Consider the following 26,340-nt stretch of genomic DNA (forward strand, 5'->3'; position numbering starts at 1 on the left):
GGAACAATCGCCTGGCCAGACCATCAGTCGGTGGCGGGCCCTATCTCCACAAAGTCCGTACCTTGCCACTCCACCAGACGGAACGGGTTCTGCTTTAATTCGTGGTCCGGGCCGAAGGCGACAGGACCGATCGCGGTCGTGAAGGAGCCTGCCGCAAGAGTGTCGGTCAGGGAACGACCATTGGACGTCTCGGTCACCGCCCGGTGAACAAGTTCCGTTGCCGCATAAGCGGGCAGAACGTAGCCTTCCGGCTCGACATTGCCTGCGCGAAGTTGCGTGACGGCGGTGGAAGCTTCAGGCGCCACCGCGTAATCCGGAAGGGCTGCCGCGAGCACGCCGTTGGCAAGGCCAACAGGACGGTTTGCGGCACGCAGCGCATCTCCGCCCATGACTGTCAGGGGAACACGTTCGGCTGCAGCGTCGCGAACGATGATGGCGGTATCGTTGCGGTCGCCACCGATAAAGACATGGGTCGCGCCGGCCTTTGACAGGCGGCGGACGAGAGCGATCTGTTGCTCCTGGCCTGGCCTGAACACGTCGGTGAACGCGGGGCGGATGCCTGACGGTTCCAGCTTCTGGCGAACGGCGCTTGAGAGCTCGCGGCCATAGATCGTGCCGTCGTCGATGAATGCGATCGGCTCGGCCTTCCAGCGGGATAGGATGGCAGATGCAACAGCATCCGCTTCGGCGGTTTCGGTTGGTGCCAGACGGAAAAACGGCCAGTCGTTGCGAAGTGCATCCTCCATCAGGATCTTCGACCGCACCGAGACCGAAACGGCTGGAATAGTGGCGGCCTTCAGAGCGGGCAGCGCTGTCGTCAGCGTTTCCACGCAGAGGAAGCCGATGGCCGCGCTGGCCTTTGCATCCGTCAGAGACTTCGATACCGCGAGCCCGCCATTCTCGTCACAGCTCTCGTCCAGCTCCACCAGCGTATCGCCATTGGCCTCAGCGGCCGCACGGGCGCCTTGGTAGATCTGGGCTCCGAGGAGGGCGTATGGACCCGATTTCGGTGCGACCACGCCGATGATCGCAGCCGATGCAGACGGAGCAGCGAGGAATGAGGCAAACAGGCCGGCTGATATCAAAGTGCGAATGTCCATGCCTTCCCTTAACTCATTGCGGCTTGCGTTCCAGCACATTTAGCTTTCCCATCCGACCGGTCAAAGAGAATCGCGTCACGACGATAAAAACTGCGCGCAGACGTGGAAAAGCGCGGGTAAGGCTTCCATATCGTCACAACGCGCCGATGCGTGTTTCGAAAATTGCCGTCTGAAAGGCACCGATGACCGTCACATCCAGTCTTGATCCACTCGTCACCGCCCAGAATTGGGCCGAAAGCGGCCGCGATGTGGCGATCGCAACCGTCGTCGAGACCTGGGGATCTGCACCACGTCCGATCGGAAGCCATCTTGCGATCGATGGCGAGGGAAATTTCGTCGGCTCCGTTTCGGGTGGCTGCGTCGAGGGTGCGGTGATTACCGAGGCGATCGAGGTGATTTCGTCAGGCACGCCGAAGATGCTGGAATTCGGCGTTGCCGATGAGACGGCGTGGCAGGTCGGGCTTTCCTGCGGCGGCAAGATCCGCGTCTATGTGGAAAGGCTCGGCCGATGAAGTTCGATGATCTGGCTCGTCTCAACGGCGCCCGTCAGGAAAGACGCGCCTCGGCGACAATAACCGACCTTGCGTCGGGCGAAATTTCTCTTGTTTCCGAGGAAACGGTTCCGGAGGGTCCGCTTGGTGCCGGCATCGCGGACGCGATGCGCAGCGGCAAGGCCACGAGCGTCGAAATCGACAACCGCATTCTGTTTATCAATGTCTATCTGCCGCCGCCAAGGATCGTTGTGATTGGCGCTGTTCATATCAGCCAGGCGCTCGCCCGTCTGGCGCCGGTGGCGGGCTACGACCTCACGATCATCGATCCTCGGACAGCCTTTGCCACCGAAGAACGGTTTGGTGATGTCGATGTCATCGCGGAGTGGCCCGAAGACGTGCTGAGAGAGCGACCGTTCGATAGCTATACGGCTGTCGCGGCCCTGACGCATGATCCGAAGATCGATGATTTTCCCTTGTCACAGGCGCTGAAGGCGGGCTGTTTTTATGTCGGCGCGCTCGGTAGCCGCAAGACTCATGCGAAGCGCGCTGATCGACTGAAGGATATGGGACATTCCGAGGCGGAGATTGCCCGGATTTCAGCGCCGATCGGTCTCGACATCGGTGCTGCGAACCCGGCCGAGATTGCGCTTGCCACACTTGCCGACATCGTCAGGTCGTTGCGCCGGCGCGACCTCCTTACGCAGGGTTAGGGGATGAAATACGCCAGCTTCCCGTTGCGTGAGGCCGAAAACATCGTGCTCGCCCATTCAATCCGGTTTGAAGGTCAGCGCGGACGACTGCACAAGGGTCACCGGCTAGCGCCTGATGACATCGAGCGTCTTCGCGAAGAGGGTATCGCTTCCGTCATAGGCGTGCGGCTAGATGCGGGAGACGTTCTTGAAGACAATGCGGCGGGAATGCTGGCTGCGGCAATCGCACCTGATCACCTCACGTTTTCGGAGCCAGCAACGGGACGTGTCAACGTTTATGCGGCAACGGCCGGTCTGTTCGTCGCCAACACGCACGTCGTCAACGCGCTCAACGGCGTGGACCCGTCGATCACGCTTGCCTGTCTCAAGGATCGCGTATCGGTCAAGGCAGGCGACATGGTCGCAACGTTCAAGATCATTCCGCTCGCTGTCGATGGCGATTGTCTCGGGAAGGCTGTGGCGCTGCTTGGGGCTTCTACACCGTTTGAGGTCAAACCGTTCGAGGCTCATGCTGTCACGTTGATTGCAACGGAGCTTCCGACGCTGAAGACGTCGGTGATGGACCGAACGGCGAAGCTCATCGAGCAGCGGCTTGCACTTTCGGGCAGCACACTGGTGCGCGAAATCCGTATTCCGCATACGCATGACGCCCTGACCGGCGCACTGCAGGCGCTTGATCTCGGGAACTGTCGCGAGCCTTCGCTGGTGATCGTGTTTGGTGCGTCCGCCGTTGCCGATGAAGAGGACGTCATTCCGGCTGCGATCCGAGCCGGTGGCGGTGAGGTGATCCGCGTCGGCATGCCGGTCGATCCCGGCAATCTTCTTGTTTACGGCCATATTGGTGGTGTCACGGTACTGGGAGCCCCCGGTTGTGCACGGTCTCCGAAGGAAAACGGTTTTGACTGGATGCTCCACCGGCTGCTTGCCGGTGAAAGACCGACATCGGACGATATTGCCGCACTGGGTGTGGGAGGACTTTTGATGGAGATCCCGACAAGGCCTGCGCCGCGGGACCGCAGCGAGAGCAAGGACGATGTCTCGCTTTCGGTTGCGGCTGTCCTGTTGGCCGCCGGTCAGGCCAGGCGCATGGGAGAAAGTGGCCTTCACAAGCTGCTTGCTGAGTTTGACGGTGTGCCGCTCGTGCGCCGCTCCGCCGAGATGCTGTTGGCCTCGAAGGCCACACCCGTGGTCGTTGTCACCGGTCACCGACAGCAGGATATTGCGGCCGAGCTTTCATCGCTCGCGGTCCGTCTCCAAGACAACCCCTCCCATGAAGCGGGGATGGCGAGTTCTCTGATTGCCGGCTTCACGAGGCCCGATGTCGCGGCAGCAGATGGGGTCCTCGTCATGCTGGCAGATATGCCGGGCGTGACCGTCAGCCATATCGATGCCTTGCTCGGTGCCTTTGGGGACGCCGGTGGCGAGGCGATCGTGCGCGCAGTCTCCAACGGCAAGCGCGGCAATCCGGTTATTCTGCCGCGCGCCACCTATGATGCTGTACGGAACCTGCAGGGCGATGTCGGCGCAAGGGCGATTATCGAAACCTCCGGTCTTCCGGTGATCGATGTCGATATCGGTCCGGCAGCCCATCTTGATGTGGATACGCCCGAAGCCGTCATTGCTGCAGGTGGCGTTCTGAGGACGTAACGATGGATAATATTGCGATCGAAGAGATGTTCGAAGGTCTCGGGCCCGTCAGCATCCGTCGGATGTTCGGCGGCAAGGGCATCTACCATCAGGGCCTCATCGTCGCGATCGAGCTGCGCGACGAACTGATGCTGAAAGCCGATGCCGTGAGCGCGCCTGAGTTCGCTTCTGCAGGCGCGAGGCAGTGGAGCTACGAAGGCAAGAAGGGCAAGTCCGTGATGATGCCTTACTGGACGGTACCGGGAGATGCGTTCGAGGACCCCGACCTCATGTCAAAGTGGACAAGACTGGCCTACGAGGCCGCAATCCGGAGTGAAATCGACAAGTAACCTATATTTTTGGCACGGCAAGATTTCGCGTATTGAATAGGCAATAGGTTTCGCGCTAAAATAGGCATCGTAATGGGAGATGCAGGCTTACCGAGCAGTCGGTGCGTTTCCATCTGACGTAAAATACAACGCTGTTTTCATCACGGGCAGCCGTTCCGGGAAACCGGGACGGCTTTTTGCGTTGCTGTTTTATCAACGTCCGCCGCGGGCTGGAAGTTGTGTGTTCAGATTTTGGAAAGATGTTCAAATGCGCGGATCGAGAAGACCGAGAGTGGCATTGGCGGATCGGTAGGGTCAAACCATCCCAGATCCGAAAGCTTGTCCGGTTCGGTCAAGCGTGGCTCGCCGGAGAAATCGCGTGTGACGTAGATCATGGAGATCCAGTGTTGTGCGTCTTCCGGGAGGATCTGTTCAGTCGTGCAGAGAAACTCAACTTTGCCGATCGACAGGCCGGTTTCTTCCTCGGCCTCACGACGTGCCGCATCCGCGGACGGCTCCATCTTATCGACCTTGCCGCCGACGATGTTCCAGCAACCGGCTTCCGGCGCCTTCAGGCGACGGCAGAGGAGAACCCTCCCATCGTCGCGTAAAATGACCAACCCGGCGCCGACGCCGGGAAAGTCTATGCCGGGTCTCAAGGACAAATTCAGACCTTGGCGTTGGCGACGATCAGCATGAATGCCGGAATGTCGTCGCCGAAACCGACTGGTGTCGGGCCGTCATCGTGGTCGCGGTAGTGACGGCGACGCTCGCGGTTGTCGTCATTGGCAGGATTCGGAGCAGGGGCCGGGCGAGGAGCGCGTTGTGCGCCATTGTTCTGCGGCTTCCTGTCGGCGCTACGTTCGCGCTTTACGTCTTCTACCCTGGCTTCAATCATATTTTCCGTCTGGCTCCGATCATCCTGGCTCGTCGGTTCTGCAATCTTGACCGGAGCTTCTACGCTCCTGGTCTGCTCGGCGCGCTTGCCGCGACCGCGATCCTTGTCGCGCTCGCCACGCTTGCCGCCACGATCGCGACCCTGGCCGCGTTCCTGACCCTTGTCGCTGCTTTCCATCGGTGCCGGCAGGGCAGCGATGTCACCGTTCAGCCATTCGATCTTTTGAGTGATCAGCTTTTCGATGGCATCGAGATACTTAGCATCGGATTTTGTCACAAGCGTGAACGCACGACCGGACCGTCCTGCACGGCCGGTACGGCCGATGCGGTGGACATAGTCTTCCGCATGGATTGGAACGTCGAAGTTGAAGACGTGGCTGACGTCGGGAATATCGAGACCGCGCGCTGCGACGTCGGAGGCGACCAGTAGCGTGATCTGGTTGTCCTTGAAGCCTGCCAGCATGTTGGTACGCGAGCGCTGATCCATGTCGCCATGGAGCGCGCCGACCGAGAAGCCGTGGCGCTCGAGCGAGCGGAACAGGTCGGCGACATCCTTCTTGCGGTTGCAGAAGATGATCGCGTTCTTCAGGTCGTCCTGCGCGCGGATCAGGTCGCGAAGGGTTGCCCGCTTCTCGTAATCCTTGTTGTGAGCGGCGACCAGGCGCTGCGTCACCGTCGTTGCTGTCGAAGAAGGCTTTGCCACCTCGATGCGTTCCGGGTTCTGCAGGAAGCGGTCGGCCAGCTTCTGGATTTCCGGCGGCATGGTTGCCGAGAAAAACAGCGTCTGACGCGTGAACGGGATCATCTTGGCGATCTTTTCGATATCCGGGATGAAGCCCATGTCCAGCATGCGGTCGGCTTCGTCGATCACCAGGATCTCTACGCCGGTCATCAGCAACTTGCCGCGCTCGCAATGGTCGAGCAGGCGGCCTGGCGTGCAGATCAGCACATCGGCGCCGCGCTCAAGCTTGCGATCCTGCTCGTCGAACGACACGCCGCCGATCAGGAGAGCGACGTTCAGCTTGTGATTCTTGCCGTATTTTTCGAAGTTCTCGGCGACCTGTGCCGCGAGTTCGCGGGTCGGCTCGAGGATCAGCGTCCGCGGCATGCGGGCGCGGGCACGGCCTTTTTCCAGAAGTGTCAGCATCGGCAGCACGAAGGATGCCGTCTTGCCTGTTCCCGTCTGAGCGATGCCGCAGATATCGCGGCGCTGCAGGGCAAAGGGGATGGCACCAGCCTGGATCGGTGTCGGGATGGTGTAGCCCGAGTCGGTGACTGCAGAGAGGACTTTCTGGCTCAGGCCAAGATCAGCGAATGTGGTCAAAGGGAAATCTGTTTCCGTTGCAATTCGGGGAAGTGATCCGGTGCCGACGGTAACTGGCGTACGACAACTGGCCCGCGACATAGGACCAAAATGCCGGAAAGTCAAGAAATCCCGGAATATTGCTGCCGGATGTGGTGAATAGAGGCGGGAAGGCTTCCAATGTGTTGTCGAACGCGCTCAGTTTCGCAACGCATGACCCATTCCGGACCTCTCGCGCATCTTTGCGGCCTAATTGAGATAATTATCGAGCTTCATACCGGCGTTCAGGAAATGCACGGGGTCGACCGGCGAACCGTCGCGTCGCACTTCGTAATGAACATGCGGTCCCGTGGACCGTCCGGTGGAGCCTGCACGTCCGATCACCTCGCCGGGAGCCACGGTTTCTCCGGCTCTGACAAGGATGCGCGACATGTGGCCATAGCGCGTGGTTATGCCTTGGCCATGATCGATCTCGACCAGATTGCCATAGCCTGCTGAGGGACCGGCGACAACGACTTTGCCGGCGCCCGTACTTTTCACGTCGTCACCGGTCTCGGCTTGAAAATCGATGCCTGCATGCAGCGCGAGGCGTCCGACAAACGGGTCCATCCGGTTACCAAACCGGCTGGTGACGGAACGGCCTGGAGCCGGGTTTCCGAATGGCAGCTCGCGCGCCACGTCGCGGACGCTTTCGAGACGGTTAAGCGCGGAATCGAGATCATCGAGCGATGTGTCGAACGTGTCCGAGAACAGCTGAGGCTGGACGTAGGGGCCACCGATACCCGGGTCCGGTTCGGTCGGAGGAGCGGCCGCGACCTGCACGCCCGTACGCCGGAGGATGGACGTGATGGCGTCTGCCGTCTGCGATGCGCCAGTGGTGAGATCGGCGATCTTGACGATCTGGCGCTTCTCGATGTCCTTCAAGGACAGAGTCACCTTGGAAAAGATGCGGTCGGCTCGATCCGCGAGATTTTCGCGAAGCGGGGTGTAGGCCAATGGATTGGCGACGCCGAGATCCGCCGGAGCGGAATGGTTCGACAACAGGCCTTCGATCGCGTCCAGTCCATGACTGACGGATGTCTGCTTGTCCTTGCCTTCTGCCTGATAGGCTGAAGCTGGTGACGACGAGGTGCCGGCGGACGGGACGATGCCCGATTCTTCCGCGCGGTCTAGAAGCGAACCAAGTTTGCCGTGCCGCGAAAAGAGGGCGTTTTGCTGTTCAAGCAGTTTCTCGACCTTTTGCTCCACGACCTGCTGATCGAGCAACTGACGGGATGTGATGCGGTCGAGCTGGGCGCGCAGGGCAGAGATCCGGTCTTCGTAATCATGCTGCATGCGCGCCTGGCGCGCCATCGTTGCGCCGATCAGATCGTCGCGGATCACGAGATAGCTGGTGGCGCCGAGATATCCGATCGCCAACGCGCCGACGACGCAGACGGAGACTGCCGCCATCCAGGGGCGGATCGTCATGTGGCGGATCTTTTCGCCGCTTGCGAGAATGAGAACGTGCTCGGGAGCACGATTTCCAAAAACGCGGCTTTGAGTTCCGTTTGCCACCTTCTGCTCCTGAAGATGCGCATGAGACGAGTCGTGCGCGGTGATCCTTCCTCCGCACTAGACCGCTTTATAGTTAACAAACCGTTGTTTTTCGTGCCGCAGGGCAGGAGGCGTGACACCGCAATTTCGCATCAACATGCGACAGGGAGGTGGCTGTCTTACAGGGTCTGTACGGCTTTCAGCACCTCTTCGGCGTGACCGGCAACCTTTACCTTCGGCCAGACATTTGCGATCCGGCCATGGGCATCGATCAGGAACGTCGTGCGGTCGATTCCCATGTACTTGCGCCCGTACATGCTCTTTTCCTTCCAGACGCCGTAGAGATTTGCGACGGCGGTATCCTCGTCCGATCCGAGGATCACTGCGAGCGCATGTTTCTCGACGAACTTGTCGTGCTTCTTCACCGTGTCCGGGGACACGCCGATGACGGCGGCGCCGGTTTTTTCGAACTCGGGGAGGAGGGCCGTGAACGCCAGCGCTTCGGTGGTGCAGCCGCTGGTATCGTCCTTTGGATAGAAGTAGAGAACCACCGGCTTGCCGGCGAACGTCTGCAGCGAGACGGTACCACCGCCGTCGCGGGGAATATCGAACTGTGGGGCGATGTCGCCAATGGCCAATTCAGACATGAATTTCCTTTCTTTCGCCGGGATCTTGAGCAATTGTCGGCCCATCGGTAGTCTATTGGTGCCCGTTGCGTCTAGTCAGGCTGCAGCGGGTCTTGAGAAGGTAATGTCAGCCTGATGGCGGAAATTCGCGGCGAAAAGGTCAGCTTCAACCGCAAGGATATGGTTCCGCTGCACGAACTTCCCTCTGCACAGGCGGAAGATCCCATTATCGTACACTGCCCACCGCGCCGATCGCGCATGCGCCGCGTGGGCAAGACCTTTTTGCTGTTTACGATGCTGATTCTGGCTGCTGCCGGAACTGCGATTGTCGCCATCGAGAGCGGCGTCGTCGACGGCGCGCTGACGGCGCGGGCCCAGTCGGCCCTCAACAACGCGATCGGACCCCGTTATGTCGCTTCGGTCGGTTCGACGGCGATCCGGTTTGATTCGGTGATGCGGATCGCGATCGAGGCGCGCGACGTGGATATCGTCGAGCAAGCGAGCGGTCAGCGGCTGAGCCGTGCCGAAGCGCTGCGGATGGCGATCGATCCGATGAAGCTTCTCGGCGGCCGCGTTTCCATCAACAACATTTCCGCGCAAGGCATTCGGCTGGAGACGGCGCAGTTGCCGGCAGGCGACCCTATGGCGCTGTCGCAGGTTCGCGTCGATGCGATGCCGAAGCTGCTCGAGCAGGCGTTCCAGCGCCTTGATGAAGTGCGCGGCCTGATCGAGCGTACCGGCACCGCTTTCGTTAGGATTGCCGGCATCGAAATCGTGCTGCCGTCTGCCCCTGGCCAGAAGCCGCTGATGTTCGTCGTCAACGAGCTCAATATGCAGCGCAACATCGAGGGCGAGATCGATATCAGGGGGATCGTCAGCCTTAACGACCGCCAGGCAACGCTGGTGGCAGGATCCCAGACTATCGAAGGCGTGACGACCGGACTTTCCGCAAAGCTCATGGGGCTGGACGTGACGTCCTTCCTGTTGCATCGGGATGCAGCCGGGATGCCGCGCGAAGGGCTGGACAGTGCCGTCGATCTTGAACTTGCTGCCACCCGTTCGCGCGAGACCACTGTTCCGGTCATCACCGCAAAGCTCAAGCAGTCGCCCGGACGGTTCTATTTCGACAGTATCGAGCAGCCCTTCAGCGGCGCGGATATCGATGTCGCCTATGATTTCACCAAGGACGCGATCGAAATCCAGAGATCGGAAGCGCGTTTTGGCCCGACTGTCCTTCCGTTCACCGGCGCGGTCGTCGATCTCAACAGGGTCGATCCGGCAGACCACCGGCCGGGGTTCGGTCTCGATCTCCTCGTCAGCGGCGGAACAGCAGCCGGCGCGTCGAACGCCGAAGAACCGGCACAGTTCGATCTGAAAGCCGTCGGACGCTATCTCTCGGCCGATCGCGAGTTGCAGTTCGACGAGATGGCGATGTCCAGTCCGCTTGGGCGGATGGCCGCTGCGCTGAAAGTGCGCTTCGGCACGCAGTCTCCGGAAATCAGCTTCGGCGGTCAGTTGCCACAGATGCAGGTGACTGCAATCAAGCAGCTCTGGCCCTTCTGGATGGCCCGCAAGGCACGCGACTGGGTGATGGGAAACATGTTCGGGGGAACGCTGAGCAACGGCTCCATCGCCGTCTTCATTCCGGCAGGACGCATGAAGGGACCGGGCGTTCCGCTCGATCTCAACCGCAACGAACTGCAGATCAGTTTCGACCTTGCCGACGGGCGCGTCAACCTGCCCGCCGACATCCCGCCGCTTCGCGACATCTACGGCCGTTTCGACCTGAAGGGCGAAGCGATGCAGGTCGACATCACGCAGGCGGGTTCGTTTTTTCCGTCGGGGCGCGCGGTCAAGGTTGAGGGAGGGCGTTTCTCGATCCCATCGACCTACGCGAAGCCGCTGATGGCCGATATCGCGCTGAAGCTGAGCGGGCCGGCGGATGCCATCGCGGAACTCACGAGTTTCAAGCCCATCAACGGCCTCAAAAACACAGAGTTCAAGCCATCGGATTTTTCCGGCACTGCCAAGGTGGATGTGAAGGCGCAGTTTGGTCTGGTCAATGACCAGAATCCGCCGAAGCCGGTCTGGAATGCGCATGCGGACCTGCGCGACGTTGCGCTGGCGACGCCGGTGTCCGGGCGCAAGATTTCCAATATCGACGGCACGCTCGATATCGATCCGCAGGCCGCCAGACTGAGCGCGAAGGCTGCGATCGACGAGGTGCCTGCAGACGTCACCCTCGTGCAGCCGATCGACAGCGCGTCGACTGTCAAGCGTGAACAGGTCATCAAGGCAGTCCTCAGCGACAGCCAGCGGGACAAACTGGTGCCCGGTCTCTCGGAGATCGTCCAGGGCACGATCAGCGTGGAACTGACCAGGCTCGATGATACCAGGCAAGGCGTCAGCCTCGATCTGACGCGCTCTGCGCTCTCCATCCCGGGCATCGGCTGGACGAAGGGCAACGGCGTCGGTGCCAAGGCGCAGTTCGAGATTGCCGGGGAGGGCCTCCAGCGGACAGAGCTCAAGAACTTCGAACTGGTGGGCGACGGGTTTGGCGCGCAGGGCAATATCGTCCTCACCAATGGTAGCCTCGCGTCGGCGGAGTTTTCGAGCGCCCGCCTGTCGCCGTCCGATAATTTCAGCGTTGCGGTGAAGCAGTCGAAGGGTGTCTTCGATGTGTCGATCGGCGGATCCTCTGCCGATATAAGGCCTATCATCACCAAACTTCGCTCGGCTACGCCTAGTGCAAGTGGGTCGGGTTCCTCTGCCAAAAGCAGCGGTGGCGCGACGATCCGTGCCAAGCTCGATCGCATGGTCGGCTTCAACGACGAGGCCCTGTCAAACGTCACTCTGTTGTTTGCGATACGCGATGGCGACATCGCCTCGGCCGATCTTTCCGCCGTAACGGAAAGCGGGCAGGCCGTTGTCAGCGACATAACGAAGGGCAACACGATCTCGATGACCAGCGGCGACGCCGGCGCCGTCGTGCGGTTTGCCAATATCTACAACAACATGCGGGGCGGTCTCCTCAATTTGCGGCTGCGATCGCAAGGGTCTGACTGGGCCGGCAATGTCGACATCCGAAGCTTTGCTTTGATAGACGAGCAGCGCCTGCAATCGCTGGTATCGACCCCTGTGGGCCGGGATGGGGAAAGCCTCAGCAAGGCGGTCAAGAAGGAGATCGACCTCAACGCCGCGCGCTTCCAGCGCGGTTTTGCCTCGCTCGTCTACAGAAACGGTGCGCTCTCTGTTGCCAACGGCATCGTTCGTGGCGAGCAGATCGGCGCGACATTCCAGGGCATGCTGCGCGACGCCCGCGGCAGCATGGACATGACCGGCACCTTCATGCCGGCCTATGGCATCAACCGGCTTTTCGGCGAGCTTCCGCTGATCGGTGCCATTCTCGGCAACGGACGAGACCGCGGACTGATCGGCATCACCTTCAAGCTCGAAGGTGTGTTCGACAAGCCGAAGCTGACGATCAATCCGCTGTCGATCATCGCGCCCGGCGTGTTCCGGCAGATCTTCGAGTTCCAATAAAAAAAGGCCCCGCGAACGAGGCCTTCTCACTGTTCTGCAGACCGCTGGCACTCAGGCCGGGCGGACGAGGATATGCTTCTTCTTGCCGAGCGACAGCTTGATCACGCCGTCGGCCGTGACGTCGCCGGTGCCGATGACGGCGCGTTCGTCCGAGACCGCCGTATCGTTGATGCGCACGGCGCCACCCTGGATATGCCGGCGAGCTTCGCCGTTGGAGGCTGCAAGGCCTGCCTTGACGATCAGTGCCAGGAGGCCAAGACCAGCCTCCAGTTCCGACGATGCGACGTCGATCGACGGCAGGTTGTCGGCGAGCGCACCTTCCTCGAACGTCTTGCGGGCGGTTTCAGCCGCTTGTTCGGCATTGTCGCGGCCGTGCAGCATGGCGGTGACTTCCGTCGCGAGGATCTTCTTGACCTCGTTGATTTCCGAACCGGCAAGTGCTGAGAGGCGGGCAATCTCGTCCATGGGCAGCGTGGTGTAGAGCTTCAGGAAGCGCGAGACGTCCGCGTCCTCGGTGTTGCGCCAGTACTGCCAGAAGTCATAGGCCGACAGCATGTCCGGATTGAGCCAGACCGCGCCGTTCATGGACTTGCCCATCTTCGCACCCGACGATGTCGTCAGAAGCGGTGAAGTGAGGGCGTAGAGCTGCGGTGTCCCCATGCGGTGACCAAGGTCGATCCCGTTGACGATATTGCCCCACTGGTCGGAGCCGCCCATCTGCAGGCGGCAGCCGTAACGCTGGTTGAGCTCCACGAAATCATAGGCCTGAAGGATCATGTAGTTGAATTCGAGGAAGGACAGCGACTGCTCGCGGTCCAGGCGCGTCTTGACGCTGTCGAAGGACAGCATGCGGTTGACCGAGAAATGACGGCCGACATCGCGCAGGAATTCGAGGTAGTTGAGATCGCGCAGCCAGTCGCCGTTGTTGATCATCAGCGCATCCTTCTGACCTTCGCCGTAGCTCAGGTAGTTGGAAAAGACGCGCTTGATGGAAGCGATATTGCTTTCGATCGTGTCGATCGTCATCAACTGGCGCGCGTCATCCTTGAACGATGGATCGCCGACCATGCCGGTGCCGCCGCCCATCAGCGAGATCGGCCGGTGGCCGGTCTGCTGCATCCAGTGCAGCATCATGATCTGGATGAGACCGCCCGCATGGAGGCTTGGTGCCGTCGGGTCAAAGCCAATATAGGCCGTCACGGTTTCCTTGGCGAACAGTTCGTCGAGACCCGATTCGTCGGAAATCTGGTGAATGAAGCCACGCTCATCGAGCGTGTGGAGGAAATCGGACTTGAACCTGGACATCTTACTTCTCTGTGGATGCGTTTTTTGTCTTGAGAGCCGGCGTCTAGCACTGTTTTGGTGGTTTATCACTCCAAAAATGCAGCGAAATGCGCTTGCACTTATCTGTGACTCGCCGTCATGGTTCATTAATCTTTTGTTTTCTGCCAAGCCACTAAGGTGAAGGCAGGACTGCGGCATTCCTTATTTTCTAAATGCATTGTTGGGTTGATGAACGGGGCAGTTTTTTTCCTGGGGGTGAATTTCGTCGTCGCGATATGTTTCTGTATCGTGTTTGCGGTTGTTTCCACCCGCAGTCGGTCGCGCGTTGCCGCGCTTTGGTTCGGGGCCGGTTTCGGCGTCGCTTCACTGGCCGCTGTTTGCGAGATTGCCGTCGCCTATCTGCCCTTTCCGCGTCCCTGGGCGATCGGAGCTTTTGCAACCGTTCTCGGTGGCATGATTTTCCTGCTTTTCGGCATTGGCAGTCTCTATGACGTTCGCATCAACCGTCGACTTGCCGGATTGATGTTCGCCGTCAGCTCCTTCGGAAACGTCTTCGTCTATGATCTGCGGCCCGGCACGCCGCTTCACGCATTTTCCTACCAGACTCCGTTTGCCCTGGTTATCCTCGCAAGCGCCGGCGTGGTTCTGCAGGCTTTGTTGCGCTCGAACCGGCAACTGCTGATCGACAAGGTCGTGTGCGCGCTCCTTGCGGTCACAGGGGTACACTTCATCGCGAAGGCCGTACTTGCGATCGCCGTTGGTGCCGGGTCCGTCGCGACAGACTATATCCGCACCGACTATGCGCTGATCTCCCAGAGCCTGACGGCTGTTCTGATGGTCGCGGTCGGCCTGACACTGCTGTCGGTGCTGGTGCTCGAAATCATGGCGGATGAACGCAGCGTGTCGGAAAGCGACGCTCTGTCGGGCCTTGCAAACCGGCGCGGCTTCGAGCGCCGGGTGAGATCCGCAATCGCGACGTTTCCAAACGGACCGCATGCGGTGGTTTTATGCGATCTCGACAGGTTCAAGACCATCAATGACACCTATGGGCATCATGCCGGAGATATGGTGATCCAGAGTTTTGGGACCTTGCTTTCCTCCTGCGCGCCAAAAGAAGCAATCGTCGGCCGGATGGGCGGCGAAGAGTTCTCCGTGTTCCTTCCCAACACGCCGATGGACGTGGCGCTGATGGTGGCTCAGGCTCTGAGGGGCGGCACGATGGCGATGTCGGTGGCGGGTCTGCCACCCACCTCAAGGATCACGGCGAGTTTCGGCGTCGCCAATCTCACCAGCCCCGACGCGCTCGACGAAATGTTCCGGCAGGCGGATGTGGCGCTCTATGCCGCGAAGCGGGCCGGCCGTAACCGGGTTCATGAAGCGACGTCAGACGATGGGCGTCCGCGTGCGGCACATGTGCGACCGGTCAACTGAAGATACGAAAATGGCCGCAAACGCGGCCATTTTTGTTTCTTCGATGCACAGTCGTCTTATCGGATGCGCTTGGCAGCCGGCTCGGGGACGAGTTCGCCATTGAGGCGGCGATCGAGGTAATCCTCGCATTCGCCCATCAGCGTCTCGGTCTGGCCGTTGAAGAAGTGGTTCGCGCCCTCGATGATCTTGTGCGTGATGAGGATGCCCTTCTGGGTCTTCAGCTTCTCGACCAGGCCGTTGACGTCCTTTTCAGGCGCAACTCTATCGGCATCGCCGTTGATGATCAGGCCGGAGGAGGGGCAGGGCGCCAGGAACGAGAAGTCGTAGATGTTCGGCTGCGGCGCAACGGAGATGAAGCCTTCGATTTCCGGGCGGCGCATCAGAAGCTGCATGCCGATCCAGGCGCCGAAGGAATAACCGCCGACCCAGCAGCTTTTCGAATCCGGATGCAGGCTCTGCACCCAGTCTAGTGCCGAGGCTGCGTCGGACAGTTCGCCGGCGCCGTGGTCGAATTCGCCCTGGCTGCGTCCGATCGAACGGAAGTTGAAGCGGAGCGTCGTGAAACCGCGCTTCTGGAACATGTAGAAGAGCTGGTATACGATCTGGTTGTTCATCGTGCCGCCGAACTGCGGATGCGGATGCAGGATGATGGCGATCGGCGCGCTCTTTTCCTTGGAAGGCTGATAACGGCCCTCCAGGCGGCCTGCAGGGCCGTTGAAAATCACTTCGGGCATCGGTACTCCGGTCGGTCAAACGTGATCTGATGCCAGACTGGGTTGCTATCCACGGTTCTTCCGTCGAGTTTGACTTGACGAAGCCGCTCAGCTTTTCTAAAACCCAGTTTAGAACCATTCGAAATTGGGGCCGCCTTGGCAGCGCCCGATGCGATGTCTCTTAAGGCAAGCGTGGCCGGAATTTCAAGAAAAATGCGGCCTGCGGCAACCCTAGATGAGACCCAACGGTAATTAGGGACGGAATCTGATCAGGCAATGGCGTTGAACCGCACCTATCTTGACTGGAACGCGACGGCACCTTTGAGTGCGCCGGCGCGTGCTGCGATGCTGGAGGCACTTCAGCTTCCCGGCAACGCGTCGTCGGTGCATGGTGAGGGCCGGTTGGCGCGCGCGGCCGTCGACAAGGCGCGGCGCCATGTTGCGGCCTTGGTCGGCGCAGATCCGGCGCATGTTACCTTTACCAGCGGTGCGACGGAGGCCTCGAACCACGTTCTGACGCCTGACTACCGGATGGGCCGTTCGCCGGTCGCGATCGGCGCTCTTTACGTTTCGGCGATCGAGCATCCCGCGATCCGGGAAGGCGGAAGATTCGATCCTGCGCAGGTGATCGAGATACCGGTGACGCCCACAGGCATCGCGGATCTTTTGGCGCTGGAAACTCTGTTGGCGGCGCATGACCATTCACTCGGTCTTCCGATGGTCGGGCTGATGCTGGTCAATAACGAGACGGGCGTGATCCAGCCGGTGGCGGAGGCTGCAGAGATCGTCCACAGGCATCGCGGGCTTCTGGTTGTGGATGCGGTGCAAGCCGTCGGTCGCATCCCGGTCGACATCGTCAGGCTTGATGCCGACTTCATCGTGATCTCGTCGCACAAGATCGGCGGACCGAAAGGTGTCGGCGCCCTGATTTCGCGCGGCGAAGTGTTGATGCCGAAGCCGCTGATACGCGGCGGCGGGCAGGAGAAGGGTCACCGTTCGGGGACCGAGAATTTTCACGCGATCGTCGGCTTCGGCGCGGCGGCTGCGGCGATGAGCGAAGACCTCGATGCGCGCAATACCGGTATCGGCGCGTTGCGGGATCGGCTCGAAGGCGAGATGCGCAAGGCTGCTGCCGATGTGATGATCCACGGGGCGGATGTTTCCCGCGTCGGCAATACCTGCTTCTTCACCCTGCCTGGGCTGAAGGCGGAAACGGGTCAGATCGCCTTCGATATCGAGGGCATCGCGCTTTCGGCCGGTTCGGCCTGCTCTTCGGGCAAGGTCGGCGAGAGTCATGTGCTGACGGCGATGGGCCGGGATCCACAGCTGGGTGCCCTGCGCATCTCGCTCGGCCCCGACACGACAGACGAAGACATTACGCGTGCGGTTGCGGCATTTGCCAAAATCGCATCCCGTCGCAAGGCCCAAGGCGTTGCGGCGTAACAGCGCTCTAATTTGAGAGAGCGGAACTTTCTACTTGCCTAAAGGTGTGAAAACCGCCTTTTGGCGCCTACATACGGGGGGAACAAAGCCTCCCGGAGACATGACAGAATTGCCGGAATTTGAGCCGGCAAGATTTGGAGAATGAAAATGCCAGCTGTCCAGGAAACAATCGATCAGGTCCGTGGGATCGATATCGATCAGTACAAATACGGCTTCGAAACCATCATCGAAGTGGACAAGGCGCCCAAGGGCCTTTCGGAAGACATAATCCGCTTCATTTCCGCCAAGAAGCAGGAGCCCGAATGGATGCTGGAATGGCGTCTCGACGCCTACAAGCGCTGGCTGACGATGGAAGAGCCCACCTGGGCGCGCGTCGATTATCCGAAGATCGACTTCAACGATCTCTATTACTATGCCGCGCCGAAGACCACGTCCGGTCCCAAGTCGCTCGAGGAAGTCGATCCCGAGCTGCTGCGCGTTTATGAAAAGCTTGGCATTCCGCTGCGCGAGCAGGAAATCCTTGCCGGCGTCGACAGACCGCGTGTTGCCGTCGATGCGGTGTTCGATTCCGTGTCTGTTGTCACGACCTTCAAGAAGGAACTTCAGAAGGCCGGCGTGATCTTCATGTCGATCTCGGAAGCCATTCGCGAGCATCCGGACCTGATCAAGCAGTATCTCGGCACCGTCGTTTCGGCCACCGACAACTATTACGCCACGCTGAATGCTGCGGTGTTTACGGACGGCTCGTTCGTGTTCGTGCCGAAGGGCGTTCGCTGCCCGATGGAACTGTCCACCTACTTCCGTATCAACGAGAAGAACACCGGCCAGTTCGAACGCACGCTGATCATTGCCGAGGAAGGCGCTTACGTGTCCTATCTCGAAGGCTGCACGGCGCCGCAGCGTGACGAGAACCAGCTGCATGCCGCAGTGGTCGAACTTGTTGCTCTCGACGATGCCGAGATCAAGTATTCGACCGTTCAGAACTGGTACCCGGGCGATGCCCAGGGCAAGGGCGGTATCTACAACTTCGTCACCAAGCGTGGCGATTGCCGCGGCCACCGATCCAAGATTTCCTGGACCCAGGTCGAGACCGGTTCGGCGATCACCTGGAAATACCCGTCCTGCATCCTACGTGGTGACGATAGCCGCGGCGAGTTCTACTCGATCGCCGTGTCGAACGGTCACCAGCAGATCGACTCGGGCACCAAGATGATCCACCTCGGCAAGAACACGTCGAGCCGTATCATCTCGAAGGGGATTTCGGCAGGCGTCTCGCAGAACACCTATCGCGGTCAGGTCTCCATCCACCGCAAGGCTGAAAACGCCCGTAACTTCACCAACTGCGATTCGCTTCTGATCGGCGACAAGTGCGGTGCGCATACCGTGCCTTACATCGACGTGAAGAACTCGTCGGGCCAGATCGAGCACGAAGCGACGACCTCGAAAATTTCCGACGACCAGAAGTTCTACGTCATGCAGCGCGGCATTCCCGAAGAAGAAGCGATCGCCCTGATCGTCAACGGCTTCGTCAAGGATGTCATCCAGCAGCTGCCGATGGAATTTGCGGTCGAAGCGCAGAAGCTGATCGGGATTTCGCTCGAAGGCTCCGTCGGCTGATCGGCCTGTCATTTGAATAGCGCGCCTGGCGCGTCACTAAAGAGTATCCGGAAAGATAGACCTATGCTTGAGATCAAAAACCTGCATGCCCGCATTGCCGAAGACGGCACCGAAATCATCCGTGGCCTGAACCTTACCGTGAAGGCTGGCGAAGTTGCCGCCATCATGGGGCCGAACGGCTCGGGCAAGTCGACGCTGTCCTACATCCTGTCCGGCCGTCCGGACTATGAAGTCACCGAGGGCGAAGTCCTTCTGAACGGTGAGAGCATTCTTGAGCTCGATCCGGCGGAGCGTGCCTCCAAGGGCATTTTCCTCGCCTTCCAGTATCCGGTCGAAATCCCGGGCGTCGCCACCATGCAGTTCCTCAAGGTGGCCATGAACGAGCAGCGCAAGGCGCGCGGCGAAGCCGAACTGACGACGCCGGACTTTATCCGACGCGTCAAGGAAGCAGCCAGCGAGCTGAAGATCGACATGGACATGCTGAAGCGTCCGCTCAATGTCGGTTTTTCCGGCGGCGAGAAGAAGCGTGCGGAAATTCTCCAGATGGCGCTGCTCGAGCCTTTGCTCTGCGTGTTGGATGAGACCGATTCCGGCCTCGACATCGATGCCCTCAAGATCGTGGCAGATGGCGTCAATGCGCTGAAGTCGCCGGATCGTGCGACGATCGTCATCACCCACTACCAGCGCCTGCTCGACTATATCGTGCCGGATACGGTTCACGTTCTCTACAAGGGCCAGATCATCCGCACCGGTGACAAGGCGCTGGCGCTCGAACTCGAGGCCAATGGCTACGCGGACATCATCGGCAGAGCAGCCTGAGACGCGGGAAGGAATTTGGCATGAACATGCAAATCAATCAGCCCGTCCGGCTGACGGCCGCCGAAACGGCGCTCGTTGAGGCTTTTGCGGCCCAGGTTGGCGAACTGCCGGGCAACGGTGCCGTTACGGGAACCCGAGATCGTCTTCTCGACGATCTGAAGCGGTCGGGCCTGCCGACGCGACGTATCGAGTCCTGGCACTATACGGATCTGAAGAACCTGCTGCGCTCGGTTCCTGAGCGTGTCGTCGGCGGCGTTTCGGTCGATCCGATCGCGCCGCTGGTCGAAGGGGCTAAGGTCCTGTCGATCGTTCAGGGCGTGGCGGATAACCGCGCGACGATCGATGGCGTCGAGCTTTCGGTCTTCAGGGACCAGCTTGCCGATGGTTCGGCAGTGGCTGGGCTGGCAGCGTTCGACAAGGACGACGCGATCGCTCGCATCAACGGCAGCTTCGTGCGGGACGGCTTTGCGCTCTCCGTACCTGCGGACGTTGCGGTCGAGCAGCCCATCGAACTGCAGGCGGTTCACGGTGCCGGTCAGGTCCACACGCGGTTTCCGGCGGTGTTCGGAGCGCGGTCCAAGGCAACGATCATCGAGCGTCACTGCGCGGTGACTGAGGATGCGGCACTCGTATCGTCGATCAGCGACCTGACGCTGCAGGACGGCGCTGAGATCACCTGGATCATCCTCCAGACTCAAGGGGCTGACGACACCCATCTCGGTCAGATCCGCATATCGCTCGGTACCGATAGCAAGCTGCGATTGTTCATCGTCAACGCCGGCGGCAAGCTGGTGCGCCAGGAGCTTCGCGTCGAGGTTCAGGGCGAGGGATCGGAGTTCACGCTGCGTGCCGTCAACCTGCTCGGGGGCGATACCCATACGGACGTGACCATGGTTCTCGGCCATAACGTTCCGCACACGAGCTCGACGGAAATCATCCGCAACGTCCTGTTCGACAAGGCGAGCGGTGTGTTCCAGGGCATGATCAAGGTTGCCCCGGACGCGCAGAAGACCGACGCGAAGATGGCGTGCAATACGCTTCTGATGTCCGACGACGCCGATTTCTCGGTGAAGCCGGAGCTGGAAATCTTTGCCGACGACGTGATCTGCGGCCATGGCGCCACGGTTTCCGATATCGACCGCAACCATCTCTTCTACCTGATGGCGCGCGGCGTTCCGGAAAACAGGGCCCGTGCCATGCTGGTCAACGCCTTCGTGGCGGAGATCGTCGAGGAACTGGAAGAAGAAAAGCTCGTCGAAGCGCTGGAAGGCGTCATCTCCGACTGGCTCGAAAAGCACGCCTGATTTTCAGGTGTGTCTCATAAAATGAGGCATGACATGGACCAGATCACCCCTGCGACAGCTTACGACGTCGAAGCGATCCGGAAGGATTTCCCGATCCTTTCGACCATGGTGCATGGCAACAAGCCGCTGGTCTATCTGGACAACGGGGCTTCTGCCCAGAAGCCGCAGGCCGTGATCGACGCGATCGCACATTCCTACTCGAACGAGTATGCCAATGTGCATCGCGGCCTTCACTACCTCTCCAACACGGCAACGGATGCCTATGAGGGCGCGCGCGAAAAGGTGCGCCGCTTTCTGAACGCAGGTTCCGTCGACGAGATCATCTTCACCAGCAACTCGACGGCGGCGATCAACACCGTCGCCTATGGTTACGGAATGCCGCATATCGGTGAAGGCGACGAGATCGTCATCACCATCATGGAGCACCATTCCAACATCGTGCCATGGCACTTCATTCGCGAACGCCAGGGCGCGAAGATCGTCTGGATCCCCGTCGATGACGACGGCGCGTTTCATCTCGATGACTTCGAAAAGGCGCTGACGGACAAGACCAAGCTGGTCGCCATCACGCATATGTCGAATGCGCTCGGAACGGTGGTTCCGGTCAAGGAAGTCTGCCGCATCGCCCACGAGCGCGGCATTCCCGTTCTCGTCGACGGCAGCCAGAGCGCCGTCCACATGCCGATCGATGTGCGCGATATCGACTGCGACTGGTTCGTGATGACCGGCCACAAGCTCTACGGTCCCTCGGGTATCGGCGTTCTCTATGGCAAGGCGGACCGTCTGAAAGAGATGCGGCCGTTCATGGGCGGTGGCGAGATGATCATCGACGTGGCCGAAGATTTTGTCACCTACAACGATCCGCCGCACCGGTTCGAGGCGGGCACGCCGCCGATCGTGCAGGCGATCGGTCTCGGTCATGCGCTGGACTATATGGACAAGGTCGGCCGTGATGCGATTGCAAGGCACGAGGCGGATCTGACTGCCTATGCGACCCAGCGGCTGAGTGCGATCAATTCGCTGCGGATCATCGGCAATGCGCCGGGCAAGGGCGCCATCTTCTCGTTCGAGCTTGCCGGCATTCATGCGCACGACATCTCGATGGTGATCGACCGGCGCGGTGTGGCGGTGAGAGCCGGCACCCATTGCGCCATGCCACTCTTGAAACGCTTCGGCGTTACCTCCACATGCCGTGCATCCTTCGGCATGTACAATACCCGGGCCGAAGTGGATGCGTTGGCAGATGCACTCGACTACGCCCGCGATTTCTTTTCCTGAAGGACTTTTGAAGGCTATGGACGACCAGATACCGAAATGGGATGCCCGCGAGGGGATCATCCAGTCCGCCATTCCCGAAGACGAGGTGGCGCGGCTTTCCGACGACATCGTCGCGGCTTTGAAAACCGTCTATGATCCGGAAATTCCGGCCGATATCTTCGAACTCGGATTGATCTACAAGGTCGATATTGAAGACGACCGGATGGTGAAGATCATGATGACGCTGACAGCGCCCGGTTGCCCGGTTGCCGGCGAAATGCCAGGCTGGGTGGAAAATGCCGTCGGCGCCGTCGAAGGCGTGTCCGGCGTCGAGGTCGAGATGACCTTCGATCCGCCGTGGACGCCGGAGCGGATGTCCGAAGAGGCGCAGGTTGCTGTCGGGTGGTATTGATCGGTTAAGGCACCGGTACTAAGTTGGACTCACGAGACTTACTCTCGAAACACCAGGTCTAGAAACACCGGGCCTTGAACCCGGTCGTGGAAGGAAAGAATGCCATGGGCTTTGCTGTCATGACGATCACCGACGCTGCTGCACAGCGCGTCAACCAGATCACCTCGAACTCCGGTCCTGATGCGCTCGGCTTGCGCGTCGGTATCAAGAAGGGCGGTTGCGCCGGCATGGAGTACACGATCGATCTCGTGACTGTGCCCAATGCAAAGGACGACCTGATCGAGCGGGAAGGCGCCAAGGTGTGGATCGAGCCTTCGGCCGTTCTTTACCTGCTCGGCACCCAGATGGATTTCGAGACGACCAAGATGCGGTCCGGATTTACCTTCGTGAACCCGAACCAGACATCGGCCTGCGGTTGCGGCGAATCGGTCGAACTGAAGCCTGCCGATCTTGCGGCGCTTGCGCAGCAGCGCACCACGCAATCTCCGGCTGCCTGAGTCGATAATTTGAGATGTTAAAGAGAAAGGGCCGCGAGGCCCTTTTTTATTGCGCTGTCTATTCGTGGCGCAAAGCCTCAATGGGGTTGAGCTGGGCTGCCCGTCGGGCCGGGAAGTAACCGAAGATCATGCCGATCGCTGCGGAAAAGGCGAAGGCCATAAGGATGATCGTCGGGCTGGCAACGAACGGCACCTGAAGAAAGCTGACGACGCCGTAGGCGAGTGCAAGGCCTGTTATGATGCCCGTCACGCCGCCGAAGATCGACAGCATCACGGCCTCCACGAGGAACTGCCGGAGAACCTGGCTTTCGAGCGCGCCGATCGCCAGCCGGATGCCGATCTCACGGGTGCGCTCGGTGACCGACACCAGCATGATATTCATGATGCCGATACCGCCGACCAAGAGGCTGACGGCAGCAACGGCGCCGAGAAGGCCCGTCAGCAGGACCGTCGTGCCCGTCATCGCCGCCGCGATCTGCGACATGTCGTTGACGGAGAAGTCGTCATCGCGTCCGATCGCGATGCGCCGCCGCTCGCGCAAGAGGCCTTCGACGTCCGACTGGACCTTGGCGGTCGAGACGCCGTCCTGGGCAGAGATAACGATGCTGGAAATCGTCGTCGTTCCACCGATCCGGCGCTGGTGCAGTTTCAGCGGCATGATGACGGTATCGTCCTGGTCGTCGCCCATGCCGGACTGACCCTTGACGGCGAGAACGCCGACGACCGGGCAGGCGATGTTGCTGACCCGGATCAGCTGTCCCACCGGGTTGGCAGCACCGAACAGCTGTTTGCGGACGGTCTCGCCGATGATGCAGGCCGCATGGCTGCCGCGATCCTCGTTCGGATTGAAATTGCGGCCGAGCGCCATATCCCAATCCTGCACGATGAAATAGTCGTTGGTGGTGCCGACCGCGCTCGACGAATGGTTGGCGCCGCCGGCGATGACCGTGGCAGTCCCGCGATTGATCGGTGCGACGCCACGAAGGCCGGAGACCTGCTCCTTGATCGCCAGCACATCCTTGTCGTTGAAGCGCTTGGCTTCCGTGCTCGCGCGTCCCGGTCCCCACTGACCGGGGCGGATGAACAGGGTGTTGGTGCCGAGACGCGAGAGTTCGTCGCGGACCTTCGCAGTCGTACCGTTGCCGATCGTCACCATCGCGATGACGGCGGCGACACCGATCACGACGCCGAGGACCGTGAGGAAGGAGCGCAGCAGATTGCGGCTGATTGCCCGCCAGGCGAGCTTAGCGGCTTCCAGCAGCATGGCTTGCCCTTTCGAGATTGGGTTCGTCGGAGACGAGGTGACCATCGGTAAAGCGCAAGAGACGCGACCCGTAGGCTGCGATGTCTTCCTCATGGGTGACCATGATGACGGTAATGCCGTTGTCGCGGTTGAGCCGGGTGATCAGATCCATGATCTCCATGCTGGTCTTGGTGTCGAGATTGCCGGTCGGCTCGTCGGCGAGAAGGACGGCCGGATCGGTGACAATGGCTCTGGCGATCGCGACGCGCTGCTGCTGACCACCTGACAGTTCCTGGGTGGTATGGCCTTCGCGTCCGGCGAGGCCGACCTGCGCCAGCGCCGCAGTTGCGCGCTCACGCCGCTCCTTGTGCGCCATGCCGCGATAGACGAGCGGGAGCTCGACGTTTTCGACGGCCGATGTGCGAGCCAAAAGATTGAACCCCTGGAACACGAAGCCCAGCATGTGGCGTCTCAGAAGTGTCCGCTGCTCGCGGCTGAAATCTGATGTCGGAACGCCTTGAAATAGAAACTCGCCGGATGAGGGGATATCGAGCCCGCCGATAATGTTCATCGCTGTCGACTTGCCCGAACCGGAGGGTCCCATGATCGACACGAATTCCCCAGCCGATATGGCAAGGTCGATCTGGTCCAGCGCCCGGATCGTCGCTTCGCCGCGCCCGTAGAACTTCGAGACCTTGTCGAATGCGATGAGGGGGGCAGGCGTGACGGCGAGGTCCATCACTGCGCCCTTGCGACGGCATCCGTCACCAGTTCATCGCCGTCGCGGATTTCGCCTGATTTCAGAACCGTGAACTGGCCATCGGTCGGCCCGGTTTCGACCGGCACCCGCTGGGCTTCGCCGTTGCGCAGCACCCAGACGGCGCGGGTGTTATTCGCTGCCTGTTCGCCACGATTGCGGTTGCGGGGCGGGCGTGGTGGCGAGAACAGCCGGGAGAGGACATTGCCGCGCTGCCGTGCGGTGGCGGCCGGCGAGTAACGAAGCGCAGCGTTCGGGACAAGCAGCGCATCCTTGACCGACTGGACCGTGATGTCTGACGTGGCGGTCATGCCCGGCCGCAGCAGCAGATCGGCATTGTCGACGGTCAGGATCGCCTTATAGGTCACGACGTTGGACACGGTTTCGGAGGCGAACCGGACGGTTTCGATTGTGGCCGGAAAGCTCCGCTCCGGATAGGCGTCGACCGAGAAGCGCGCAGGCTGCCCGTCCTTGACCTGGCCGACATCCGCCTCGTCGACGGAGACCTGGAGTTCCATGCGCTTGAGGTCGCCGGCGATTGTGAAGAGGACCGGTGCATTGAGCGACGAGGCGACCGTTGCACCGGGATCGACTTCGCGGGTCAGCACGATCCCGTCGATCGGAGATACGATCGTCAGTTTGCCGAGGTTAACCTCGGCAAGCCTCAGGCTTGCTTCGGCGGACAGGATCGCGGCCTGATTGATGTCCTTCGTCGCAACGGCCGACTCGTAGGCATAGCGCGCCGCGTCCAGATCCTGCTGGCTGGAAATGCGATTGGCGACGAGTGCCGTCAGGCGGTCGAATGAAATCTTCGCGGAAGCCGCTTCTGCCTCGGCCTTCAGGACATTGGCCTTCGCGGACGCAAGTTGAGCGCGCGCGCTCTGCACATCCGCTTCCTGCTTGCTGGTATCCAGTTCGAGCAGCACATCGCCGGCCTTGACCGCGCTGTTATAGGTCACGTTGACTTTCCTGACCGTGCCGGAAAGCTCGCTCGATATGTCCACCTGATCGGTCGGCTGGACGGAACCGGTTGCAGTGACAACTACCGCAAGGTCTCCGCGCTTTGCGGCCTGCGTCGTGTAATCGTATCGTGGGCCGCTGCTGCCGAAATAAGAGTAAGCCATCAGGGCTGCGGCGGCGATGAGGATGAGGAGAGGCCAGACAAACCAACGTCCACGCTTTTTCCGCTTGCCCGAAGACGCAAGGATCGCGGCGAGATCAGGCGCATCCTGTTTACGGCTGGCTGGGGGAGTGGACTGGACGTTCAATGGCTATCCTCGATGCGGTGGAAATAGCGCGAGCCGTTCCGGTCTAGCGAGGGATCGCGTCGAAACCGCGGCTTTGCAACTCTGGAACGAGGCATTCGCATGAAAGCAGCCGGTGGCCAACTTAAATGTCG

General features: G+C 60.6%; 23 protein-coding genes. 13 read left to right on the plus strand and 10 right to left on the minus strand.

Translation table 11 applies throughout. The features are described from left to right. Window positions 1–23 precede the first annotated feature (23 nt). Complete coding sequence (locus ASG19_RS11465) at window positions 24–1,100, minus strand: branched-chain amino acid ABC transporter substrate-binding protein (protein ID WP_156466483.1); 1,077 nt, start codon at window positions 1,098–1,100, stop codon at window positions 24–26. A gap of 182 nt (window positions 1,101–1,282) precedes the next feature. On the opposite strand from ASG19_RS11465, the gene ASG19_RS11470 reads away from it, so the two are divergent. Genes ASG19_RS11470 through ASG19_RS11485 form a run of 4 tightly spaced genes read left to right on the plus strand, consistent with a single transcriptional unit; the run spans window position 1,283 to window position 4,280 of the window. After that, on the plus strand, window positions 1,283–1,612 hold the full coding sequence (locus ASG19_RS11470) for an XdhC family protein (protein WP_062456684.1): 330 nt from the start codon (window positions 1,283–1,285) through the stop codon (window positions 1,610–1,612). Further along, window positions 1,609–2,304 (plus strand): XdhC family protein, encoded by a 696-nt coding sequence (locus tag ASG19_RS11475; protein WP_062456687.1) that lies wholly within the window; start codon window positions 1,609–1,611, stop codon window positions 2,302–2,304. Before ASG19_RS11470 ends, ASG19_RS11475 begins: the two co-directional genes overlap by 4 nt. Window positions 2,305–2,307: 3 nt before the next feature. Continuing rightward, window positions 2,308–3,951 carry a molybdopterin-binding/glycosyltransferase family 2 protein gene (locus tag ASG19_RS11480; RefSeq protein ID WP_062456690.1) on the plus strand — a complete coding sequence of 548 codons (1,644 nt, stop codon included), beginning with the start codon at window positions 2,308–2,310 and terminating at the stop codon, window positions 3,949–3,951. Between the two features lie 2 nt (window positions 3,952–3,953). Beyond that, complete coding sequence (locus ASG19_RS11485) at window positions 3,954–4,280, plus strand: TfoX/Sxy family protein (RefSeq protein ID WP_062456693.1); 327 nt, start codon at window positions 3,954–3,956, stop codon at window positions 4,278–4,280. Between the two features lie 224 nt (window positions 4,281–4,504). Here ASG19_RS11485 and ASG19_RS11490 read toward each other — a convergent pair whose 3' ends face one another. The 4 genes from ASG19_RS11490 to bcp all read right to left on the minus strand — a co-directional run bounded on the left by ASG19_RS11490 (window position 4,505) and on the right by bcp (window position 8,642). Beyond that, window positions 4,505–4,918 carry an NUDIX domain-containing protein gene (locus ASG19_RS11490; RefSeq protein WP_244476146.1) on the minus strand — a complete coding sequence of 138 codons (414 nt, stop codon included), beginning with the start codon at window positions 4,916–4,918 and terminating at the stop codon, window positions 4,505–4,507. Between the two features lie 8 nt (window positions 4,919–4,926). After that, complete coding sequence (locus ASG19_RS11495; protein WP_062456700.1) at window positions 4,927–6,480, minus strand: DEAD/DEAH box helicase; 1,554 nt, start codon at window positions 6,478–6,480, stop codon at window positions 4,927–4,929. Between the two features lie 228 nt (window positions 6,481–6,708). Further along, window positions 6,709–8,016, minus strand: coding sequence for a M23 family metallopeptidase (locus ASG19_RS11500; protein WP_062456703.1), 1,308 nt, complete (start codon window positions 8,014–8,016; stop codon window positions 6,709–6,711). A 158-nt stretch (window positions 8,017–8,174) separates the two neighbouring features. Next, on the minus strand, window positions 8,175–8,642 hold the full coding sequence (gene bcp, locus ASG19_RS11505; RefSeq protein WP_062456705.1) for a thioredoxin-dependent thiol peroxidase: 468 nt from the start codon (window positions 8,640–8,642) through the stop codon (window positions 8,175–8,177). Between the two features lie 114 nt (window positions 8,643–8,756). On the opposite strand from bcp, the gene ASG19_RS11510 reads away from it, so the two are divergent. Further along, window positions 8,757–12,164 (plus strand): DUF3971 domain-containing protein, encoded by a 3,408-nt coding sequence (locus ASG19_RS11510; protein WP_062456708.1) that lies wholly within the window; start codon window positions 8,757–8,759, stop codon window positions 12,162–12,164. 51 nt (window positions 12,165–12,215) lie between these two features. Here ASG19_RS11510 and tyrS read toward each other — a convergent pair whose 3' ends face one another. Then, complete coding sequence (gene tyrS / locus ASG19_RS11515; protein WP_062456711.1) at window positions 12,216–13,469, minus strand: tyrosine--tRNA ligase; 1,254 nt, start codon at window positions 13,467–13,469, stop codon at window positions 12,216–12,218. Between the two features lie 207 nt (window positions 13,470–13,676). Here tyrS and ASG19_RS11520 point away from each other — a divergent pair, with 207 nt between their 5' ends. Next, entirely contained in the window at window positions 13,677–14,879 is a 1,203-nt protein-coding gene (locus ASG19_RS11520; RefSeq protein WP_062456714.1) for a GGDEF domain-containing protein, read from the plus strand. 56 nt (window positions 14,880–14,935) lie between these two features. On the opposite strand, the gene ASG19_RS11525 is transcribed toward ASG19_RS11520, so the two are convergent. Beyond that, entirely contained in the window at window positions 14,936–15,613 is a 678-nt protein-coding gene (locus tag ASG19_RS11525) for an alpha/beta hydrolase (RefSeq protein WP_062456717.1), read from the minus strand. Between the two features lie 255 nt (window positions 15,614–15,868). On the opposite strand from ASG19_RS11525, the gene ASG19_RS11530 reads away from it, so the two are divergent. The 7 genes from ASG19_RS11530 to sufA all read left to right on the plus strand — a co-directional run bounded on the left by ASG19_RS11530 (window position 15,869) and on the right by sufA (window position 22,941). Beyond that, window positions 15,869–17,035 (plus strand): cysteine desulfurase family protein, encoded by a 1,167-nt coding sequence (locus tag ASG19_RS11530; RefSeq protein ID WP_062456720.1) that lies wholly within the window; start codon window positions 15,869–15,871, stop codon window positions 17,033–17,035. Window positions 17,036–17,182: 147 nt separating this feature from the next. Beyond that, window positions 17,183–18,652, plus strand: a complete 1,470-nt coding sequence (gene sufB / locus ASG19_RS11535) for a Fe-S cluster assembly protein SufB (RefSeq protein ID WP_062456722.1) — start codon at window positions 17,183–17,185, stop codon at window positions 18,650–18,652. Between the two features lie 63 nt (window positions 18,653–18,715). After that, window positions 18,716–19,471, plus strand: coding sequence for a Fe-S cluster assembly ATPase SufC (sufC, locus tag ASG19_RS11540; protein ID WP_062456726.1), 756 nt, complete (start codon window positions 18,716–18,718; stop codon window positions 19,469–19,471). Between the two features lie 20 nt (window positions 19,472–19,491). After that, a complete protein-coding gene (sufD, locus tag ASG19_RS11545; RefSeq protein ID WP_062456729.1) occupies window positions 19,492–20,775 on the plus strand; it encodes a Fe-S cluster assembly protein SufD in 1,284 nt (427 codons plus the stop codon). 33 nt (window positions 20,776–20,808) lie between these two features. Then, entirely contained in the window at window positions 20,809–22,053 is a 1,245-nt protein-coding gene (locus ASG19_RS11550; RefSeq protein WP_062456732.1) for a cysteine desulfurase, read from the plus strand. Between the two features lie 16 nt (window positions 22,054–22,069). After that, entirely contained in the window at window positions 22,070–22,444 is a 375-nt protein-coding gene (locus ASG19_RS11555) for an SUF system Fe-S cluster assembly protein (protein ID WP_062456735.1), read from the plus strand. A gap of 104 nt (window positions 22,445–22,548) precedes the next feature. Continuing rightward, the gene (sufA, locus tag ASG19_RS11560; RefSeq protein ID WP_062456738.1) at window positions 22,549–22,941 is read left to right on the plus strand and encodes a Fe-S cluster assembly scaffold SufA; all 393 of its coding nucleotides are present in this window, start codon (window positions 22,549–22,551) and stop codon (window positions 22,939–22,941) included. Between the two features lie 58 nt (window positions 22,942–22,999). Here sufA and ASG19_RS11565 read toward each other — a convergent pair whose 3' ends face one another. Genes ASG19_RS11565 through ASG19_RS11575 form a run of 3 tightly spaced genes read right to left on the minus strand, consistent with a single transcriptional unit; the run spans window position 23,000 to window position 26,209 of the window. Continuing rightward, window positions 23,000–24,205: an ABC transporter permease gene (locus ASG19_RS11565; protein ID WP_062456741.1), complete on the minus strand. Its 1,206-nt coding sequence runs from the start codon at window positions 24,203–24,205 to the stop codon at window positions 23,000–23,002. Continuing rightward, window positions 24,186–24,923: an ABC transporter ATP-binding protein gene (locus ASG19_RS11570; RefSeq protein WP_062456744.1), complete on the minus strand. Its 738-nt coding sequence runs from the start codon at window positions 24,921–24,923 to the stop codon at window positions 24,186–24,188. The genes ASG19_RS11565 and ASG19_RS11570 overlap by 20 nt, the downstream gene beginning before the upstream one ends. After that, on the minus strand, window positions 24,923–26,209 hold the full coding sequence (locus tag ASG19_RS11575; RefSeq protein ID WP_062456747.1) for an efflux RND transporter periplasmic adaptor subunit: 1,287 nt from the start codon (window positions 26,207–26,209) through the stop codon (window positions 24,923–24,925). The genes ASG19_RS11570 and ASG19_RS11575 overlap by 1 nt, the downstream gene beginning before the upstream one ends. Window positions 26,210–26,340 lie beyond the last annotated feature (131 nt).

This window comes from Rhizobium sp. Leaf306 (genome assembly GCF_001423425.1).
In the GTDB taxonomy this organism is placed as follows: domain Bacteria; phylum Pseudomonadota; class Alphaproteobacteria; order Rhizobiales; family Rhizobiaceae; genus Neorhizobium; species Neorhizobium soli.

What these genes read in the sequence shown, in the direction of transcription:
- ASG19_RS11465 (WP_156466483.1), bottom strand. Translation starts at nt 1,100, where the DNA reads ATGGACATTCGCACTTTGATATCAGCCGGCCTGTTTGCCTCATTCCTC.
- ASG19_RS11570 (WP_062456744.1), bottom strand. Translation starts at nt 24,923, where the DNA reads ATGGACCTCGCCGTCACGCCTGCCCCCCTCATCGCATTCGACAAGGTC.
- ASG19_RS11555 (WP_062456735.1), top strand. Translation starts at nt 22,070, where the DNA reads ATGGACGACCAGATACCGAAATGGGATGCCCGCGAGGGGATCATCCAG.
- tyrS (WP_062456711.1), bottom strand. Translation starts at nt 13,469, where the DNA reads ATGTCCAGGTTCAAGTCCGATTTCCTCCACACGCTCGATGAGCGTGGC.
- ASG19_RS11565 (WP_062456741.1), bottom strand. Translation starts at nt 24,205, where the DNA reads ATGCTGCTGGAAGCCGCTAAGCTCGCCTGGCGGGCAATCAGCCGCAAT.
- ASG19_RS11530 (WP_062456720.1), top strand. Translation starts at nt 15,869, where the DNA reads ATGGCGTTGAACCGCACCTATCTTGACTGGAACGCGACGGCACCTTTG.
- sufB (WP_062456722.1), top strand. Translation starts at nt 17,183, where the DNA reads ATGCCAGCTGTCCAGGAAACAATCGATCAGGTCCGTGGGATCGATATC.
- ASG19_RS11480 (WP_062456690.1), top strand. Translation starts at nt 2,308, where the DNA reads ATGAAATACGCCAGCTTCCCGTTGCGTGAGGCCGAAAACATCGTGCTC.
- ASG19_RS11525 (WP_062456717.1), bottom strand. Translation starts at nt 15,613, where the DNA reads ATGCCCGAAGTGATTTTCAACGGCCCTGCAGGCCGCCTGGAGGGCCGT.
- ASG19_RS11510 (WP_062456708.1), top strand. Translation starts at nt 8,757, where the DNA reads ATGGCGGAAATTCGCGGCGAAAAGGTCAGCTTCAACCGCAAGGATATG.
- sufA (WP_062456738.1), top strand. Translation starts at nt 22,549, where the DNA reads ATGGGCTTTGCTGTCATGACGATCACCGACGCTGCTGCACAGCGCGTC.
- ASG19_RS11470 (WP_062456684.1), top strand. Translation starts at nt 1,283, where the DNA reads ATGACCGTCACATCCAGTCTTGATCCACTCGTCACCGCCCAGAATTGG.
- ASG19_RS11485 (WP_062456693.1), top strand. Translation starts at nt 3,954, where the DNA reads ATGGATAATATTGCGATCGAAGAGATGTTCGAAGGTCTCGGGCCCGTC.
- ASG19_RS11550 (WP_062456732.1), top strand. Translation starts at nt 20,809, where the DNA reads ATGGACCAGATCACCCCTGCGACAGCTTACGACGTCGAAGCGATCCGG.
- bcp (WP_062456705.1), bottom strand. Translation starts at nt 8,642, where the DNA reads ATGTCTGAATTGGCCATTGGCGACATCGCCCCACAGTTCGATATTCCC.
- ASG19_RS11475 (WP_062456687.1), top strand. Translation starts at nt 1,609, where the DNA reads ATGAAGTTCGATGATCTGGCTCGTCTCAACGGCGCCCGTCAGGAAAGA.
- sufD (WP_062456729.1), top strand. Translation starts at nt 19,492, where the DNA reads ATGAACATGCAAATCAATCAGCCCGTCCGGCTGACGGCCGCCGAAACG.
- sufC (WP_062456726.1), top strand. Translation starts at nt 18,716, where the DNA reads ATGCTTGAGATCAAAAACCTGCATGCCCGCATTGCCGAAGACGGCACC.
- ASG19_RS11520 (WP_062456714.1), top strand. Translation starts at nt 13,677, where the DNA reads ATGAACGGGGCAGTTTTTTTCCTGGGGGTGAATTTCGTCGTCGCGATA.